The organism is Flavobacterium psychraerolatum (assembly GCF_025960985.1).
GTDB lineage: Bacteria > Bacteroidota > Bacteroidia > Flavobacteriales > Flavobacteriaceae > Flavobacterium.
Genome location: NZ_JAOQMX010000011.1, coordinates 1 through 19976 on the forward strand (window position 1 = coordinate 1; position 19976 = coordinate 19976).

Genomic DNA, 19976 nt, shown 5'->3' on the forward strand with positions numbered 1-19976 from the left:
AGAGGCTGTTTACAATACTAGTCCTGGTGATGCAATTAAATACGTTAACCTAGTTAGAGCAAGAGCAAGAGGAACAAATACTGCTATCTTACCTGATCTACCGGCAACGCTAATGGGTACACCTTTATTAAATGCTATTTATCATGAAAGAAGAGTAGAGTTGGCTGGTGAAGGTTTTAGATACCATGACCTAATAAGAACAAATAGAGCTACAGCTATTATGGGCCCTCTTGGTTTTATAACGGGAATACATGAATTGATGCCTCTTCCATACTCTGAGATTACTTTATCAAACGGTATATTATTACAGAACAATTACTAAATTATCTTCTCTTAACTAGACGATACAAATTTATAGCGAAAAAGACAAAACACATGCAAAACATTTTTGCAAGTGTTTTTGTCTTTTATATTTTGTCTTTTTAATTTCATTCCATTAAGTGCATTTAATTTGATGTTAGCATATAATTAAAATATGGTTGTAATTAGTTGTATATTTTAATCTATTCTTTTATGATCCTTTTCATGATTTTTTAATCTAGATTAGAAATATCATTGATAAATTCCTATTTTAAAATTACATATATTCTTTCAGAATAAACACATTTCAAGTTTTTTACTTTGCAATGTGCGACTATTTGTCCAGGACTGAAATTTTCTTTTACTGAGGAAATTACAAATGCTGTAATCTCAATAGTAGAGTGTGTTTTCTTGTCTTTTTTACGCCTTCGAAAACTATATTTCTTTAATTTGAATTTCTAAAAATTTCTCTTGAAATTACAAATTTATTGGTCCCGAAAATAGTTAAAACTATGGACTTTAATGTATTTCGCTTTTAGCTTCTAAAAATGTACTTTTGAGATATTGATTTTTAAAGAGTAAATGGACATACTGTATCAAGATTAACGGTTCATATAGTTTGGGCTACAAAATATAGATATGCAGTTTTGCAGGGAGACATAAAAATTCGCTGTAGAACTATTTTGATACAAATTTGTGAAGGGGAAGGAGTGCAAATATTAAAAGGGGTTGTGTCAAAAGATCATATGCATATTGAATATCGACCCTCTCAAGATGTTAGCACTCTGGTTAAATTAATGAAAGGTCGTTCTTCAAGAAAACTACAAATAGAATTTCCAGAACTTAAAAAAAGATATTGGGTCGTCATTTTTTGGCAATTGGTTTTGGGTGTTGGAGTGCAGGTAATATTACAGATTAAATGGTAAATTAATATTTGGAACTTCATCGAAGCCCGAATGAAAGTAACAATGATATCTTCATAATTGAAGACTAGCAACATGCAAACTTTAAGTCTGACAACCAAATCTATAGACTTTAAGTCCATAGTGGTTTAGTCAATGAAAATTCTTGTATTTATTAATTGAATCTAAGATTCTAAAAACATTGTTATAATTTGCCAACATATAGTCCAGAGCTTAATCTCGCTGAAAATGCGGCAAAATACAAACAACAGTTTATTAATAAATTTTACAAATCATTAGAGGAGATTGAAAAATTTATTACGATAATGTAAAAAATACAATCGAGAAGGAGGTATTGATTGTGTATGAATATTGTTATATAATTATATATGAAATTTGGACTATATATAAGTCTTTTGTATTATATTTCAAAATCTTTCTTCTTTACATCTTTGCGATAAAAAAACCTAAATGGAATTAATGAAATTAGTCAAATTAATATCCCGCTCCAAGTTCATTTTTTTGCGTAATCGGTGGCGAGCAACATGTACACTACCTAGAGAAATACCTAATAAATGTGCCATCTCTTTGCCCGAAAAGTTTAGTTTGATTAAAGCGCATACTTTTAAGTCTGCAGCGCTTAAATCTGGCGATTTTTCTTGAAGCCGATCGTAGAAATGTTCGTTTAGTTCCATGAACTGATTATTGAAAGAATCCCACAAACTCACCGATTTTTTTTCGAGCTGCTGAATTACTTTTTTTGTGTTGTGGTCAGTGTTTGCGTTTTCAAGGTGCGATTTCAATGTCTGAATGATTTCTTCCTTTTCAATTAATTTAAGCATATTAGCAGTCAGTTCCTTGTTTTTTAGCTCTATTTGCTTTTTGGTGATTTCCTCCTCTTTTTGGTGTTTTATAGTTTTCATTTTGCTACGAAAGATCAATCCTAAAATGATAGCAATTAAAACAATTCCAAAAAAGAAAAATCGGAAACGAAACAAAGCCTGATTTTGTTTTTCAATTTTTAAACTTTGGTCGCGCAGTTGGTTATTTTTATTTTGTAACTGATCTTTATACCTGTTTTTAATAGTCAAAAAACCTTGAGTGTCTTCATTTCTAGGGTTTAGATAAGTGTCATTAATCAATTTTGACTCTTGTAAATTAAGATAAGCATTTTTATAATCGTTGATTTTAGATAACAAATCAGCATAACGCAAAAAGACAAAAGAACGGTAAAAGGTGTTCTCACCATTGCTATCTTTAATCTGTAATGCTTTTTCGTAGTAATTTTTTGCCGCCGAATAGTTATTTTGGCGCTCATAATCAATTGCCGTTCTACAATACAAAATCATAAAAAAGCTATTGTCTGTAACGCTTAGGTTTCCGTTGGCTTTCAAATTTTCCATGCGGTTACAGATATTCAATAGCAAATCTAAAGCTTCTTTAAATTGCGAATTAAATTCCAATTCGGAAACTAATTTTTCATCCAAGTACAATTTATAAATCGGATCAATTTTAAATTTCTTAGCTAGTGATTCACAAACGACAACTTGTTTTTTTAGTTCTGATACATTTTTTATTCGCTGGTAATACATTGCCAAATTGTAATGAGATCGATACAATTGAGCATAACTAGCCGAATCTTTCAAATTAATTCTGGAATAATAGTTATGGGCTTTTTTAAAGTGTTCACCAGCTTCTTCATCTTGTTTGAACAGAAAGTGAAGGGTACCAAACTCTTCATGAGCTTTGGCAATTAATAAAGGGTTTTTGAATTCCTGAGCAATAAACAACGCTTCTCCAGAATTGATAAATGAATCCCTGTAGGCTAAACCTGCACGATCAGCCGCACTCAAGGATATTAATGTTTTTATAATTTGAATAGTGTCTTTTTGTAAAATTGCTTCTTTCTTTTTCTTTTTTAATAATTCAATTACTATTTGAGGATCCGATTGATAAGTAATTAGCCCTTCTGAAGTATAACTTTTAAATTGTTGTGCATTTACCCTTGTAAGGTTTGTAAAAACAGTCAGTAAAGTAATAAAAAGAAAAACAGGTTGGTTTTTAATCCTACTTAAGGTCTTCATATATAATGTTTTGTTGGTTTTCTAGCGAAAGTACAAAATAAGTAATAAGTTAATTTTTTTTTAAAGTAAAAATGGTGGATGTTAAGTTTTTGTAAGCTGTTTTTTGTAAAATATAGAAGGGTTAGCTGTAGATTTGTAATGCATTAACAACCTTTAAATAGAATCAAAATGAAATTAGCTGTTTTAGTATTTTCTTTTTTAAGTTGCTCCTTTCTTTCAGTTAAAGCGCAGCAAAAACCTAATATCTTATTTATAGGTATAGATGACCTGCGACCAGAGTTAGGTTGTTATGGATCTGATGAGGCCATTAGTCCAAATTTAGATCATTTAGCATCTCAAGGTTTATTGTTTAATAAAGCTTATTGTCAACAAGCTATTTGTGGGCCTTCTCGAGCAAGTCTATTAACAGGTTATCGACCTGAAACGAGTGGTGTTTTTCATAATTATATCAAATTTAGACAAGCGAATCCCGATGTGATTACGCTTCCACAGCAATTTAAGAACAATGGATACGAAACTGTTTATTTTGGTAAAATATTCCATCATGGCGATTATGATGATAAAATGTCTTGGAGCATTCAACCGACCAAAGTAAAGGAACCATCGGGTTATGCATTGGTAGAAAACCAAGCTTTGAGCAAACAAAATCTAAAAGACATGACTGCAAAATATGGAGAGCAGGCAAAATATGGTTTGGCAAGTGGCCCGTCTTATGAGTTTGCCGATGTTCCAGATGAAGGTTACATCGATGGATTCAATACCAACCTAGCCATTGAGCAGCTAAAAGAATTAGTTAAGAACAAAGACAAACCTTTCTTTTTGGGATTGGGATTTCATAAACCGCATTTGAATTGGACAGCGCCAAAGAAATACTGGGATTTGTATGATGAAAAAAACATTCATTTAAGTACGCAAGTTAACGGACCAAAAGATGGTGCTGCAATGGGTTTGCATGCTTCTTTTGAACTAAGAACCCGTTATGATATTCCGAAAGAAGGAGATATAAGTCCGGAACAAGCTATCAAATTAAAACATGCTTACCTAGCCTGTGTGAGTTATGTCGATGCGCAAATCGGAAAGATGATTGGTGCATTAGAAGATGCTGGTGTTCGTGATAACACCATTATCATTGTCTGGAGTGACCATGGTTGGCATTTGGGCGAAATGGGTATTTGGGGAAAAGCAACCGATTATGAAATTGCCACTAGAGTACCGCTTATGATTTGGACGCCAGATATGCCGAAAGGAAGCAGAGGGAAAACCTCCGAAGCTTTGGTTGAATTAGTAGACATGTATCCTACTTTATGTGAATTGGCTGGAATTGATACACCCAAACATGTAGAGGGACAAAGTTTTGTTCCCTTGTTGAAAAAACCGAATAAAAAATGGAAAGCGGCTGCTTTTAGTCAGTTTCCCGATCCCGCTTTACGCGAATGGGGCGCCTATCCTTTGCGTGACGGAATGCGAGAAACTTTTTTTGAGCCTTTAATAGAAAAAGTAGAACAAAGAATAATTGACCAGCAAAAAGAAAAATGGAATAGAGATTTATTCGAAAATGATTTAATGGGATATACCATGAGAACCCAACGCTACCGACTAATTGTTTGGAAAGACACGAAACATCCCAAAGAAAAACCCTTGTATGTAGAATTGTACGACCATAGAAAAGATCCAACAGAAACAATCAACATTGCTACTGCAAATCCTAAAGAAGTAAACCAACTTTTGAAACAATTTGAAAAAGGCTGGAAAGGAAACCAAGCAAAATAAATTAACCACACTACGATTATGAAAAGAAGAGATTTTTTAACCAAAGGAACACAAGGTGCTATTGCGGCTGCGGCATTAATTCCGCTTGGAGTTAGTGCTACTCCAACTGAAGCCCCATTGCAAGTAGATGATTTAGGCGATAGAAAAAAAGACAATTGGCTAGAAGTAGCAAGTGGAAAAAAAATAAAACCCCAACGTAAAATCACTAAAGAATTTGATGTTGCCGTTCTAGGCGGTGGTGCTGCCGGTATTTGTGCGGCGGTGGCTGCCGCTCGAAACGGAGCAAAAACGGTTTTGGTGCAAGACCGTTCGGTTTTGGGAGGGAATGCTTCTAGTGAGATTCGTGTGCATTTAAACGGTGTAAATCATCTTAAGGGTGGGTTACCCGAACGTGAAACCGGAATTATAGAAGAATTGTTATTACTCAATCGTTTTGATAATGCGCAAGCTTCGTTTCCTGTTTTTGATCATGTAATGTATGATTTTGTGGTACGAGAACCCAATTTAGAATTGATGCTCAACACCCAAGCGGTAGAGGCAAAAATGTCTGGAAATAAGATAAAAAGTGCCCGTTGTTGGCAATCCAATACCGAAACGGAGATTACCATCAAAGCACCCATTTTTATTGATTGTTCTGGTGATGGTTTGTTGGCTGCAACTGCTGGTGCAGAATACCGTACTGGTCGTGAAGCAGCGTCTGAATTTGGGGAGAAATATGCTCCAAAAGTTGCCGATGGTTGGCAGATGGGAGCGTCAATTTTGATGTCATCCAAGGATATGGGGAAACCGATGCCATACGCTGCACCGTCATACGCCATTCGATACAAAGCCGAAATTGCGCATAAAAAAAGATACATCAAAGGTTTTTCTGAAGGCATTTGGTGGGTCGAAGTAGGAAGCGAACACGATATTATTGCCGACCAAGAAATTAATCGCCATAAATTAATGGGTTATTTACACGGTGTTTGGGATTATATTAAAAACTCCGGAAATCATCCCGAAGCAGCAAATTATGCGTTGGATTGGGTCGGGAATTTGCCTGGTCGTAGAGAGTCTCGTCGTTTTATAGGTGATTATATTATGTCGGAAACAGATATGACAGGACACAAACATTTTGAAGATGCCATTGCTTTTGGAGGTTGGTCGCTAGACGAGCACAATCCGGGTGGAATAGAAAATCCATCGGAGCCGCCAAGTTATTTTCACGAAGATTTTACCGAGATTTATGAAGTGCCTTTTCGCTCATTATATTCCAAAAATATTGACAATTTGCTTTTCGCAGGTCGTAATGTGAGTCAAACGCATATTGCACTTTCGTCCTCCCGTATTATGGCAACTTGCGCTTTGATGGGACAAGCGGTGGGAACAGCTGCTACTATTTGCGTAAAGAAAAACGTAAGTCCGCGTGATATTTCAAATAAATTTATAAATGAGTTGCAAGAGCAATTGTTGCGAGATGATGCCTTTATTCCGATGCGTCCTGCTAATGATCCTTTGGATTTGGCAAAAAAAGCGAGTTTAATATTTGCTTCTTCTACAATTTCGGGTGATGCAAAATTGATGAATGATGGTTGGTCTCGTGATATTAATGATAAAATTCATCATTGGGAATCAGAGGGACTTGATGCCGAACTGCAAATGGAGTGGGATAATCCGATTGATTTATCCACGGTTGAAATTAAGTGTGATACCAATGTGAAACGCAATATTATGATGCGAAAAGACCAACGTCACGATAAAATTTACAGCAATACTGTTCCCGAAGAAATGCTGAAAGCAGTTGATTTGGAAGCAAGAGTGAACGGTTCTTGGATTAAATTGGGAACTTTGGATAATAATAAAAGGCGATTGATTAAGTTTAAATTTGATAGTGTGAAAACAACTGCTATTCGATTAAAACTGAAAGAAACTTATGGGAAGAAAAGCGTGAAGTTGTTTGAAGTTCGTTGCTATGCTTAGTTTATTTAGCCACAGATTAAAAGGACTTAAATTGATTTTTATTTCGATTAAATTACTATAATATATCTAATTTGTGTTAAAATGAAAAAGCTCTAGAAAATAAGGTAGAATCTATGTTTATGAAGAAACAAAAAATTAAGTTGCATTGTTTTTCAATTGTCTCCAGCTTCAACTGGAGTTATTCTCAAGGATTTAAAAAAGGCTTTAGCCTAAATCATTTGTTTTTGGCTAAAGCCTGAGATAGATAATTCCAATTTTACCCCAGCTAAAGCTTGAGGCAATTATTTTTTTTTAAGTTCCAAAAATAAATAGCACGAAGTTATCTGTGAAATCTGTGTTTGACAATATATTTAGGATCAATTTAGTTGGTTATTGTTTTTCAATTGCTTCCAGCTTTAGCTGGAGTTATTCTGAGGGATATAAAAAAGGCTTTAGCCTAAATCAGCTGTTTTTTGGCTAAAGCCTAAAATAGATAGTTCCAATTTTACCCCCAGCTAAAGCTGGAGGCAATTAATTGTAAAATATGATAGTACCGCTTTACAGTTACAAAAAATTTCATCTTAAACTATTATGTTAATCTATAGTCCAAATAATTAAAAACATGATTTTTATAAACCTCATAATCGCTCTTTTGTTTCCTCCAAGCTCGCAAGAAGTCTGGAACAAATACCAGATTAATGGTTTTACGCAAGGCACAACTTTTTCGGTTACCTATTATGCGCAGCAGCGGATAGTGAGCGAAAGTCAATTGGATAGTATTTTTGGTCAAATAGATGCCTCGCTTTCTATTTATGATGAGAAATCGTTGATAAGCCAATTCAATGATTCTAGTGAGGGAGTACTTATGGATTTGCATTTCAAAAATGTAATCCAGCGTTCTCATGAAATTTATCAGGATACCGATGGATTGTTTGATATCACGGTTTTGCCATTGATGGAAGCATGGGGTTTTGGTAAGAAGGGAATTGTTCCAACAGAGCCAAATTCAGAATTGCTAAAAGAAGTTAAGAGAAATATTGGTAGTAAACTTTTGCAAATAAAAGGCAATTTTCTTTTGAAAAAGAATCCGAAAGTAAGAATTGATGTCAACGGCATTGCGCAAGGCTATTCGGTAGATGTAGTCGCTGATTTTTTGAAACAAAAGAAAATTGTCAATTATTTGGTCGAAATAGGAGGTGAGATTCGAATAAAAGGAAAACGACAACCCAGTGGTGAGTTGATGAAAATCGGAATCGAATCGCCAACCCATCAGGAGCATCTGCCAAAATCCTATCAAAAAATTGTGAGCATTCCCGAAGGAGCAATTACAACTTCGGGCAACTATCAGAAATTCTATGAAAGCAAAGGAAAAAAAATCGCTCATTTGATGAATCCAAATACGGGTTATCCGGTTCAAAATGATTTGATAAGTGTGACTGTTTTTGCTCCAGATGCCATAACTGCCGACGGTTATGATAATGCATTAATGGCTATGGGATTGAAAAAAGCTTTTCAATTTGTTTCGAAAAGAAAGAAGTTAGAAGCCTATTTTATTTACAATGATGATAATGGCGTGGTAAAAGATACCGCAACCACTGGTTTCTATTCTTTTTTTAGATAAAAGAAGTTGGTAAATATAAAAACTAAGAAATATATGTTTCATAAAAATAAATTTAGTGCGCTAAAATCATTTACAGTAATCCTTTTTGTTTTAACTGGATTGGTGACAAACGCTCAAAATCCTGCGCCAACGTATAAGGAAATCGTACACGATATTGCGATTATTCACGAAGGGCTGAGTTTTACCGAAAAACAAAAAGGCAAGTTAATCGAACTGCAAGACGCAAATGGTTTGGCTTTTCAGTATTATATGGATGTCGAATCGGTGATCTGTTTGGATCATAAATGTAAAATAGTCCAAGTACGCTTGTTTTGGGATAAATTAGGATTTTACAATCGATATGAAATGGCCAAAGGTATTGTATTGGAAAAAACAGATGGGATTTCGTTTAATGCAGCCGACTATAAAAAACTAGATAATATTTTAGGAGATCGAGATTCGAGTTTAAAAGAATATTATCAAAATCAAAGACACCTTGCGTCTCACGGAAGTGAAGGCTTAATTGAGCTTGATGGCGCCACAGGAGCGACTTCGGGTATTGATGAAAACTCAATAGTAAAAGGAGCGGCTTGGACGAGTTGTACGCTTTGGCATTGGGCTAATGGAGAAATTTTTGAGGTAATTAGAAAAGAAACCGCCAAAGAATTATCTACGGATGCCTTGGTGCAATCCTTACATCAGGAGGATGAAAAATACCGCCGTTTTATAATTAATGAGTTGATAACTAGAAAAGTGTATGATCCAACTTCAGTTGCAGTGGTTTTGCAAGAGATAGGAAATGTACCATCGTTGTCTAGACTTTTGATGGATTATATCGAAAAAGCCCCTTCGGATGTTTATTTTGATGCGTTAAAAAAATTATATGTTAGCTCGGACAAGTCGTATCGAGTGATTTTTTTGAGTTCGTTATTGCAATTTGTAAAACCAGATTCGGCTGCCTATTTTGAATGGGCTACAAATCAATTAGTGACTGTAGATTCTTTTCAGGAGTTGCAATTGTTGTTTCGAATATTGGACAAGCAAAAACCACTTTCTTCCCTTGCAATTGAGAATGCGATACAGTTATTAGGACATTCTCAATTTTTGATCGCTCGTGCGTCTTATTACTTTCTTCAAAATAAAGTAGTAACCGAAAGTCAAAAATCGAAAATAGATATTTTTCAGAAAAAAAATGGCGAACGTTTGTAGGTTTTTTGTCAAACCAAAAGATAATGAGGAAAGGTACTATCTTGAAATCCTAGTTTCATTTTTACTTATTTTTTATAGTTTTGTCAAACTATAGAAAACCTTTCATTTTCAAAAACGATTTGTTTATCTGCTGTAACCATCAACTTGATTGAGGTTATTTTATGTCTATATTATGGGGTTAGCATTGTTGTTACTTTGTCATTATGGCTATATGTTTTTTTCTCTATTATTCAGGTTATATTCTTCAATTTTTTTTCAAATAAAACATGGTAAATTAATACTATTTTTTTTTTTTGAACAGTAACGTAACTTTTTAATACTGTGTTTTTCAAGTTTACGATTAGAAAAACCAACTGCTGGTTTTTTATTATAATTTACAGCGACAAAAGGGGGCATAAATCATGATCTCCAGATGTGTCTATTACCTTTGATTGATGTTTATGTCTTTCCAATGCTAGTTTATGATTCCCTCTTAACAAAATCAAATCTGGCATAAGACACTAATTGCTTATAGTTTTGAATAATTCAAAACCTTTTTTTTTGCTGAAATCATTGCTACTATAAGCAATACAATTCTTATTATTTTACAAATATTAGTTACTTTTTGTTTTATTAACCGATTTGATTCAATTAAAATTTTGATTAATTTTTCAAGCTCTTTTATTTATTAAATAACTTAATGCTGTTTTCTTGTCGTTTTATTTTCTTTTTAATTTTAAACACTGAATACTCTAAAGGTTGAAGCTGATTATTAGACACCGCCTTTTTTTTGTGAATTTTGATATTGACGTGTATATTGTCGTAATGTATAAAAATATTTACCCATCGGTTCTCAAAATTCTAAACAGTGTTCAAAACCCATTTTGATAAATATTTGGTCTAAATACTATCCTTGTTGGAATTAAGACCTAACGAAATTAAATAATTTTTGGCTTTATTGTATAAAATTATAGAAGTTTAATAACCTTTCTCATAAAAATATAGCGCACAATTCTCATGATAAACTACAGTAGCCTCCATACAGAACGAACTAAGTATAATTCTTTTTCATTATGATGCTTAATGATTCAATGCTTCACTGCGTTAAAGCCTTTTACAGTAATCACAAATGATGAACTTTTTAAGATTCATTAATTATAGTTATATAAATATCAATTTTTTTGCTGGCAATATCTAACCCAATTTAATACTTATATTCATATCTTCTTGGTTTTAGTAATGAAAACAAAAAATTACAAGTGTTTTTGCTCATATTATGCAACCTCTAAATTAAAAGAGTAGTGTTTAAGTTCTTATTGAGACTTTAAGGAATAAAAACAAAGCTGATTTATGTATCTGTCAACATCATTAAAAGTATCTAGCGGGACGATAATTCTGCAGCTTTGTTTTGTTTTTATACTTTATTCATTAAAGATGATACTTACTTGTCTTTTTGATTTTAATGTAATGAGCCCTTTTGCTGCAATGGTAGCTTGCCCCAAATAGAACTGCTAAATATCGTTTAGAGTTTTCATGAAGGCAATTAGAGCTTTTTTCTCTGTTTCTGTTAGGTTCAATTCATCTGAAGGTAAGGTTTGGTTGGGTACTGCTAATCCGAGACCTATGCCTCCACCTTTATTATAGAAATCAACTACCTCTTCTAAAGTTTTAAAAACGCCGTTGTGCATATAAGGTGCCGTTTGTACAATGTTGCGCAAGGTGGGTGTTTTGAAGGAATTGCGATGAATGATGGCTTGGGTCAAATTGTACTTTCCTAAATCGGAATCTAGCTTGCCTGACGTGTTAGGAACGCCGAGTACTTCACTTTCTGACTTGTCAAATTTGGGAGGTACTGTTCCATTGGTCAATGGGATGAAATGGCAACTGGCGCATTTTGCTTTGCCTGCAAAAAGGTTAAATCCTTGTTTTTCTTGGGCTGTAAAAGGGGTTTCGTTTCTCATATAGCGGTCAAATTTTGAATTGTAATTACTTAGGGAACGGATGTAAGAAGCTAAAGCATTTTTAATACCAAAGGCATTAATGTTTTTGTTTGGAAAAGCTTTGGAAAAGGCTTTGCTGTATTTTTTGTTTTTCGTGATTGCTAGGACTGCATCATCTAAGTCGCCGTGCATTTCGTCGTCATTTGTAATAACGGCTACCGCTTGATCTTCGAGATAGCTCACTCGTGAATCTGAAAAATAGTTGCGTTGGAAGGCAATATTTTTTAATGTGGGTGTATTTCTAGTTAATGTAGATTTTCCATCCATAGTGGTGGCTGTTTCTAGTCCATCGGTGAAGGCTTTGTTTTCATAGTGACAAGACGCACAGGAACGGGTATTATCGCCTGAGAGAATTGGATCGTTAAAGAGCATTTTTCCCAAAGCGATTTTCTCAGGAGTTGTTTCGTAATCGGGGAAACCTGAAAAACCATCGGGATCAAAAGCTTCCTTGTCAAATAGGGTGACAGTAGTAGTTTTGAGACCACGAATTTCATCAAAAAGTGGGATTTTTAATTCCAGTTGTTTTTGATACAAAGCTTTGCAGATTGGATTTGCGTATTTTTTTATAAAAGTAGCACGGTCAAAAGTAATGTAATTGGAATGGGATTGTGTGTACGCAATTGTTTTTTCAATCAATAGTGCGGTTTCATCATTTGTGTCTTGAGTGTATGTTTGGTAATAGTTGGCAATACTTTGAAGTGATGCTGTAGCTTCAGGAATTGATTGTTGGGCAATGGGAGAGTCAAATCCGGTGATGCCCATGGTAATTATTCGAAACATCTCTAGTCGAAGGGCGTCAAATAGATGAGCATCAGTTAGTTCGTTGGTACTAGCGATTTTTTCTAAACGGATTAAATTACCAGACAGTATTGCTATTTGTTGTAACAGTTCTTTTTGGGTTGTAAGGTCGTATTTAGGATACAGCATTTCTTCGATGACTTGAAAGCCTTGCGGATCGATGATTTTATTATCGTTTTCTTCAAATTCGGCTAAGGCAGGACCATTGATTGATTTGGATACTTCAGGAAAGTAGTATTCGCTTAACGCTTCAATATTTTTATAGGATTGATGGGCGGTATTGAATTGGGTTTGGATGATAGCTTCACTTTTTTGCGTTACGACAGCATCATGTAAGAGTTTGGTATTAGCGATTAATTGCTTGACGTTATCTTGAAACAATTGTTTCACTTGAGCATGTTTGGGTTTTGTATCGCAAGAAATAAAAACTAGAGATAGGAGTAGAAAGAAATATTTTCTCATAATAAATGGAACCTTTGAAAAACGGAAATACAAAACCCACGGTACCTAAGAATCGTGGGTTTATATACTTATTTTGTTAATTGGACTATCTAGGTAATCCTTTAATTAATACAATTTGGCTGGCTTGTTGCTCGTTTATACGAACAGTTCCACCATCTACTCCTTTATATTTTGCACCAGTCCAAGTATGAGGCTGAACACATAGTAAAAAAGCATCTTGAACACCAATTTTGTCTGAAACATCAATTAATGCGCCATATTCCCAGGCTCCAATTTTTGAAGTTCCACCAACATTATATTTTGCTGCATCGGTAGCAGTACGACGTTGATCTAGTTCCACTACTACTTTCAAGGTTTTTTTTGCAATATCATATTGGTAGATGTAGCCATCATGCGTTTCATCTCCGTATCCGTTTGGATCTTCTTGCACATATACATAATTTGTCGTTACACAAATATTGTCAGGGTTCTGAAATTTACCAGCAATTCCAGTGCGGTCGTCACCATCAAGAATCACTTTCAACGTTCCTTTCAAAGGGTCTGCTGCGTCTAGATTCAATTGATAGACTCTTCCGTATTTAGCTCTTGAGGCATCTGCATTAGTACCGGTATTGTTTTGCCCTGTTACATTAAAATATAATTCTCTGTTTGAGGTTGCGCTTCCTTTTCTGTAATCAAGATCTTCTATACGACCAAATTTCACTGCTTTTAATGTGTTTACAGATGCGTTAATTTGGGCACCAGTCAAGGTGGTATGGTTGTTTATTTTAACAAAAGATACGGCGTAATCCTGACCTGCAACCATGTCTTTCTCTCTTTGGTTGTCATTATTTCTTTTTAGCATATAAAGAGATCCGTTCTCAAGGTCACCCAATTTGTCTGAAACATACATAAACAATTGTCCTCCGTAGGTTCCAGAATCATCGTCACCTATAACTACAACTGTTTTTCCTGCAAAAGCATTTTTGTTAAGAGGTAAAGCATTTTCGGCACTCAATCTTCCAAAGGCAGGTAATTCTTTTGAGATGTTTGCTCCAGCAACATTCGCATAAGGATCCAAACGATGTGTTCTTGACTCTTCACCAGATTCTCCACAAGTTAAAAAATAAGGTCCAAAACCATGTTCCTCTGGCGTAGCCATAGTAGCACCACACAATCTCCATGTACCTCCGTTTGAGTTCAATAAATATTCTCCTTTTGTAGGTTTAAATGTTTTATCCAAAGTAATTCTAGAAACAGAGAAATTATCTTCGTTGTTCACCAAGAAAGTAAAAGTTCCATCAGGATTTTTTAATAATCCACTTCCATCCGCAGAACCTCCAAAAACATATTTTGGACTGTCTGCAAGTACGTCATCAGAACTCAATAAGGAGAACAACTCTAGATTTTCAAAACCAGTTTTTTTGGTTAATAATACTGGTGTAACCGATTGATTTTTTAGAACTACGTCTGAGTTGGCTACAAAATCCGATCCTGTTTCATCTTTATTACACGACACCATTGTCAATGCTAAAAGTGCTGGTAAAATAATTCTTTTCATTTTGTTTTTTTTTGTTTGCACAAAGAAAGTATTCATGTATGAATGGAAAACGAATTTTACATTATGAAAATTTTAACAAATGGTCTGTTTTATATAATAAAGAAACAATTTCTTTACAATTATACTTTTGTTACTATTAAGAAAAGTATCATGTATGTGTTGGACTTGAGTTAAATCATAGACCGTGTTGTAATTAGGTTCGATAAATTAAATAGAGATTGTTACCAAACTGTAAACTAGTTTTGATTGTTACTTGAAATAAAAAAGCCTGTCTTTATCAAGACAGGCTTTGAAAATGAGGGTAAAAGTGTTAATTATTTCTTTCTACTACTTTTCATATTCAGCATTTCTACAAATAGAGAAAACGAAATTGCAAAGTATAAATATCCTTTAGGAATAGGAGTAACGTGGCTACCGAAGATTAATGCATTCGATAAATGTGCACTTTCGGTCAATAACATCATTCCGATTAAAATCAAAAATGCCAATCCCAAAATTTGTATCGATGGATTTTTATTTACAAAAGTCCCCACGGGCACTGCAAACTGCATCATTATAAAAACTGAGATAACTACCGCCGTAACCATAATATACAAAGCGCCTTCAACACCATTGGTCATTCCTACTGCAGTCAAAATACTGTCAAAAGAGAATACTAAATCGATCATAATAATTTGTAAAATCACTGATTGAAAAGATTTGGTAGCAACTTTCCCCATATCGTGTTCTTCTTCTCCTTTATGGTCTACTTTTTCTCTAATTTCATTGGTACTTTTATAAATCAAGAACAAGCCACCAGCTAGTAAAATTAAACTTTGTCCCGTAACACCTGCCTTGAACCAGCTCCAGTCAATGGTAAACCAAGGTTCTTTCATTTGTATCAATAAATTGATTCCCATTAATAGGGCGATACGCATAAACATTGCTAAAAACATTCCTAGTTTTGTGGCCTTCTTTCTGCTTTCTTCAGGTAGCTTTCCTGTAGCGATAGAGATAAAGATGATGTTGTCAATACCCAAAATAATTTCTAGAAAAGTCAAGGTCAATAAGGCGATCCAGGCATCTGGATTCAAAAATACTTCCATTTTTATATTTAGTTGATTATTTAAAAAATTTCATAATAGTAGATATTACTTCTTTAGCAGATAAAAAACTTATTTAGTTAGAATCAATAAACTAAGTAATAATCTTTGACAGCTAAATCAAAATTATCATTTGAATTTTAATTATTTTTCTGAAAGCTTCACCGCAGTACCTTTTTGTTTTTGTGGCATTCCTACCAATCCATATTCAAATGTATAGCTATCTTTTGATGTATATAAAATACGCATACTAATCGACTTTTCTTCCGCCATATTTTTGGGATGCAATTTTTTCAGAATATATTCGCAATCATTTACCCATCTTATCGAAGCGGTATCAGTTTTGCCTTCATAAGTTTCAATTTCGATTTTATCATCGCGTTCAAAATAGGTTGTTTTCAATACGCCATCAATTTTGGTTTCAAACTTAAATTTCCCTGTTCTAAATTTCGCACAATTTCGCTCTGGTTCTTTACACGAAACCAGAAAAAGTAGTCCACCAATCAATAGTAATTTTTTCATCTTTATTATTTGTGCCCAATCCTGCTGTGCATTTCAAGTCCTCCGTGCTTCCCCTTTTTTTCTATTGTCATAAAAGGAGCTTCTTTCAGTCGCTCTTTTATGACAAGAAAAAATAGGGAAATCCCGTCCGGGCTTTCCATTGCCATCAGGGGCAGAAGGCATTATTTATTATTCAATCGCTTTATTTCATTCTCTGTAAAGTTCTTAATTTCTTTTGCTTCTGCAAACTTATCCGTGTTATAATTTTCAGAATTATTAGGGGATTTTGAAAGGCTTTTCTATCTCATTTTTCAACTATTTGATTCGAAAATATATTCTGAATTATATGTCAAGGATAATGCGTCAGTAGATAATTAAAAGATTATAGCGCCTAATTGCCTCTATAACTTATGCAAACAATAGATTTCACTTGATCTGTTTCCAAATTTTCTATAGGCGCAAACAAAAAATAATAATCCGTTTACTATTTTACTATAGGTAAATAATAGCTTGATGACTTGAGAATTCTTACTCAAAATCTGTAGTACTCGTTATGTATACTTTCGCGCCAATCATTTTTAAACTTTTTATGAAACAAAATTATTTTTATCTGACAATCATTTTTTGTGTTAAAAATAGTTAATTATAAAAGTATAAATAAACTATAAAATTTTATTTATTTAGCTTAAAAAAGTGTTTGATTCTAGAATTTTCAGCAATTAAAATGTAGAACAGACTATTGTAATTTTTAACTTGTAGCACTGCTTTTTAACTTTTTAAAGCGTTTTTTGTTACTATTTAAGCATAATTATAACATTTTAAAGGGTATGTTTTTAATTTTATACTTCATTTATAATTGACTATATGTAATCTAATTGTTGTTTGGTTGTGGATATCGTAATTTAAATAACAAAAAGAGCATGTGAAAACATATATATGTAAAAAGTAATACATGTTATTATTTTGTTAACTAATAATTTTAGTTTTGTTAAGGAATTTAGAAAAAACATAGCATTTAGATTTATGAAATTGAAACAATTTATTTTAGGCGTATTATTTACGTTAATAATGCCTACAGCAATGAACGCTCAAACCATCAAAGGTATTGTGGAAGATGAGAATGGTCAACCAGTGCCTTTTTCCAATGTAATTGACAAAGTGGCTGGAAATGGAGTAACTACAGATGCCAACGGAAAATTTGCAATTAAAGTAAAAGCATTACCTGCTACTTTGATCGCAAAATATGTAGGCTATCAAAATAAAACCTTTACAGTTGCAACAGATGCTACTACTGTAATTGTGAATTTGGCTCCTAATAATAGTCTTGATGAGGTAGTTGTAACCGGTAACAGAGCTAAAACACGTACAGTGTTAAGTTCGGCTGTGCCAATTGACAAGATTTATGCTGAAGACTTAAAGTCTAGCGGACAAGTTACCTTTGATAAAATGTTAGCATACAAAATCCCTTCATTTAATTCAAGTACACAAGCAATTTCTGATGCAACTGCGCATTTTGACCCAGCAGATTTACGTGGATTAGGACCGAGCCGTACATTAGTATTGGTAAACGGAAAAAGAAAAAATCAAAGTGCTTTGGTTTATGTTAATGATACTCCAGGAAAAGGAGAGGTTGGGACTGATATGAAAAGTATTCCTTTCTCAGCTATCGAAAGAGTGGAGGTATTGCGTGATGGTGCATCATCACAATATGGTTCTGATGCCATCGCGGGTGTAGTTAACATCATTCTTAAAAAGCAAACGAATTTTACCGAGGTTAGTACGACTTCAGGAATCACTTCGCAAGGAGATGGTTTTAATTTTGGTGCCGATTTGAATTCAGGATTTAAATTTGCTGACAAAGGTTTTGTGAATTTCAACGTTTCGTATTTAGATCAAAATAAAACAAATAGACCAGGATCGCCAGGTAAAGATGATTTGTTTGGTGTAGCTGCAGATGACCCAACTTGGGGAGATTATTTGAAAAATAATCCAACATTAGGAATGAATATCGGGCAACCGGATACTAAAATGGGTGCATTGGTTGTTAATGCAGAATATCCATTGTCTGAAAAAACGACTCTTTATGCTTTTGGAGATGTAAATATTCGAAAAGGAACAAGTTTTGCTTTGTACAGAGTTCCTTACTGGCCAGATGTATCAGATCCTTTTAATTTATTGCATGCTGCTGGAACAACCTATAACGGTTTTCAACCAACATTTAATACTGACGTTTTTGATAACTTAGGAAGTGTTGGAATCAAATCTACACTACTTGGTTTTAGTTCTGATTTCAGTGTAACTGCTGGTTCTAATAAAGTAGATTATACTATTGCAAACACTTTGAATCCAAGCTTAGGTGCTAATAGCCCGACTGAATTTAATGCAGGTGGATATACTTTTAGCCAATTAGTGGGTAATGCTGATTTTTCTAGAAGTTTTGATAAAGTGACTTTAGGTTTTGGTACTGAATTAAGAAGAGAGCAATATGAAGCGCGTGCTGGACAAGAAGAATCATATATAAATGGTGGTGCACAATCGTTTCCTGGTTTACAGCCATCAAATGCATTGAAAAAAGATAGAACAAACGTAGGGATTTATTCTACTTTGGATTATGATGTTTCTGATGCTTTTTTAATTGGTGGGTCAATACGTTATGAGAACTATTCTGATTTTGGTGATAATTTTTCATACAAAGTAAATTCTCGTTACAAAGTAACCAAAGATATAACTGTAAGAGGGTCTTTCAGTACTGGATTTAGAGCTCCTGCTTTGCACCAAATTTATTTGAGTAATGTTCAGACCTTAGTTTCAGGAAATACAATTTCAAACCAAGGAACTTTCAACAATGTGGATCCTGCAGTAATAGGTCTAGGAGTGCCTAAACTACATGCAGAAAAATCACAAAATATTTCTACAGGTATTACATTAAGATCTGGTTCACATTTCTCAACATCTCTTGATTTCTACCATATTAAGGTTAAAGACCGTGTGCTTTTTACTGGAGAAGTTGGGTTTGATGCCGACAATACAACTACAAATCCTGTAGAGGAAATTTTATTGGCAAATAATGTTACTAGTATGAAATTCTTCATCAATGCAGTAAATACCGTTTCAAGAGGTGCTGATATTGTGTTGAGCTATAAAAATCTAGATTTGGGAGCTGGTAGAATGACATTTAACTTGTCTAGTAATATTTCGAAAACCGAAATCCAAGGGCAAATTGCTACACCAGCAATCTTGAAAGCAAATGGATATGACATATTTAATAGAAAAGAACAAGGAAGAATCTTGAATTCAAGACCAAATACAAAAGTGTTATTTGGTATGAACTATGATATCAACAAATTGAGTGTTATCATGAATAACACTTACTTTGGAAGTGTAAAATGGCAACATGCTACTGATCCAACAAAAGATCAAAAATTCTCTGGAAAAGTAATTACCGATTTTGGTTTCTCATATAAATTCACAAGCACAATTGCTGTAAACGTCATGGTAAACAATTTATTCAATGTTTATCCAGATGAAATTGATGCCAAAGGAGATGTTGTAACCAATTTAGGTGGTCGTTTTAAATACCCTTGGGAAGTAAGTCAATTTGGTATCAACGGTACTACATTTACAGCAGGATTGAACTTTAAATTCTAAAGAAGTATATCATACAGCATAAAATTAAAAACGGGATGTATTCCCGTTTTTTTTTGCTTTAGACACAAGTGAAGTAGGGATGCCGTCTAATTTACGAAAGTGTATAAAGTAGCTGAAAAACTGTATTCTTAGGGGAAGTTGGTATAATTATCAAAAAATAATA

Annotated in this window: 11 protein-coding genes and 1 pseudogene; 7 read left to right on the plus strand and 5 right to left on the minus strand. The window is 33.9% G+C overall.

Features of this window, described 5'->3' with window-relative positions:
* Both M2326_RS05985 and tnpA read left to right on the plus strand, forming a co-directional pair.
* Nucleotides 1-322 (plus strand): RagB/SusD family nutrient uptake outer membrane protein (locus tag M2326_RS05985; protein WP_264618645.1); only part of this gene is annotated, 322 nt, incomplete at its 5' end.
* Nucleotides 323-914: 592 nt separating this feature from the next.
* A pseudogene (gene tnpA / locus M2326_RS05990) lies at nt 915-1294 on the plus strand (IS200/IS605 family transposase).
* Between the two features lie 375 nt (nt 1295-1669).
* Here tnpA and M2326_RS05995 read toward each other — a convergent pair.
* The gene (locus tag M2326_RS05995) at nt 1670-3286 is read right to left on the minus strand and encodes a hypothetical protein (protein WP_264618646.1); all 1617 of its coding nucleotides are present in this window, start codon (nt 3284-3286) and stop codon (nt 1670-1672) included.
* 168 nt (nt 3287-3454) lie between these two features.
* Between M2326_RS05995 and M2326_RS06000 the strand changes: the two genes are divergently transcribed.
* The 4 genes from M2326_RS06000 to M2326_RS06015 all read left to right on the plus strand — a co-directional run bounded on the left by M2326_RS06000 (nt 3455) and on the right by M2326_RS06015 (nt 9803).
* Nucleotides 3455-5056 (plus strand): sulfatase, encoded by a 1602-nt coding sequence (locus M2326_RS06000; RefSeq protein WP_264618647.1) that lies wholly within the window; start codon nt 3455-3457, stop codon nt 5054-5056.
* An 18-nt stretch (nt 5057-5074) separates the two neighbouring features.
* Entirely contained in the window at nt 5075-7015 is a 1941-nt protein-coding gene (locus M2326_RS06005) for an FAD-dependent oxidoreductase (protein ID WP_264618648.1), read from the plus strand.
* Between the two features lie 601 nt (nt 7016-7616).
* Nucleotides 7617-8615 (plus strand): FAD:protein FMN transferase, encoded by a 999-nt coding sequence (locus tag M2326_RS06010; protein WP_264618649.1) that lies wholly within the window; start codon nt 7617-7619, stop codon nt 8613-8615.
* Between the two features lie 33 nt (nt 8616-8648).
* Entirely contained in the window at nt 8649-9803 is a 1155-nt protein-coding gene (locus tag M2326_RS06015) for a hypothetical protein (RefSeq protein ID WP_264618650.1), read from the plus strand.
* A 1490-nt stretch (nt 9804-11293) separates the two neighbouring features.
* Here the strand turns inward: M2326_RS06015 and M2326_RS06020 are convergent.
* The 4 genes from M2326_RS06020 to M2326_RS06035 all read right to left on the minus strand — a co-directional run bounded on the left by M2326_RS06020 (nt 11294) and on the right by M2326_RS06035 (nt 16186).
* Entirely contained in the window at nt 11294-13042 is a 1749-nt protein-coding gene (locus M2326_RS06020) for a cytochrome-c peroxidase (RefSeq protein WP_264618651.1), read from the minus strand.
* Between the two features lie 85 nt (nt 13043-13127).
* A complete protein-coding gene (locus M2326_RS06025; protein WP_264618652.1) occupies nt 13128-14582 on the minus strand; it encodes a PhoX family protein in 1455 nt (484 codons plus the stop codon).
* A gap of 314 nt (nt 14583-14896) precedes the next feature.
* A complete protein-coding gene (locus M2326_RS06030; protein WP_264618653.1) occupies nt 14897-15667 on the minus strand; it encodes a TerC family protein in 771 nt (256 codons plus the stop codon).
* 141 nt (nt 15668-15808) lie between these two features.
* A complete protein-coding gene (locus M2326_RS06035) occupies nt 15809-16186 on the minus strand; it encodes a DNA topoisomerase IV (RefSeq protein ID WP_264618654.1) in 378 nt (125 codons plus the stop codon).
* A gap of 1002 nt (nt 16187-17188) precedes the next feature.
* Between M2326_RS06035 and M2326_RS06040 the strand changes: the two genes are divergently transcribed.
* A complete protein-coding gene (locus M2326_RS06040; protein ID WP_264618655.1) occupies nt 17189-19813 on the plus strand; it encodes a TonB-dependent receptor in 2625 nt (874 codons plus the stop codon).
* Nucleotides 19814-19976: the final 163 nt, after the last annotated feature.

Excerpts from the sequence above, each read along its gene's own strand:
- M2326_RS06030 (WP_264618653.1), bottom strand. The coding sequence starts at position 15,667 with ATGGAAGTATTTTTGAATCCAGATGCCTGGATCGCCTTATTGACCTTG.
- M2326_RS06035 (WP_264618654.1), bottom strand. The coding sequence starts at position 16,186 with ATGAAAAAATTACTATTGATTGGTGGACTACTTTTTCTGGTTTCGTGT.
- M2326_RS06040 (WP_264618655.1), top strand. The coding sequence starts at position 17,189 with ATGAAATTGAAACAATTTATTTTAGGCGTATTATTTACGTTAATAATG.
- M2326_RS05995 (WP_264618646.1), bottom strand. The coding sequence starts at position 3,286 with ATGAAGACCTTAAGTAGGATTAAAAACCAACCTGTTTTTCTTTTTATT.
- M2326_RS06015 (WP_264618650.1), top strand. The coding sequence starts at position 8,649 with ATGTTTCATAAAAATAAATTTAGTGCGCTAAAATCATTTACAGTAATC.
- M2326_RS06005 (WP_264618648.1), top strand. The coding sequence starts at position 5,075 with ATGAAAAGAAGAGATTTTTTAACCAAAGGAACACAAGGTGCTATTGCG.
- M2326_RS06000 (WP_264618647.1), top strand. The coding sequence starts at position 3,455 with ATGAAATTAGCTGTTTTAGTATTTTCTTTTTTAAGTTGCTCCTTTCTT.
- M2326_RS06020 (WP_264618651.1), bottom strand. The coding sequence starts at position 13,042 with ATGAGAAAATATTTCTTTCTACTCCTATCTCTAGTTTTTATTTCTTGC.
- M2326_RS06010 (WP_264618649.1), top strand. The coding sequence starts at position 7,617 with ATGATTTTTATAAACCTCATAATCGCTCTTTTGTTTCCTCCAAGCTCG.
- M2326_RS06025 (WP_264618652.1), bottom strand. The coding sequence starts at position 14,582 with ATGAAAAGAATTATTTTACCAGCACTTTTAGCATTGACAATGGTGTCG.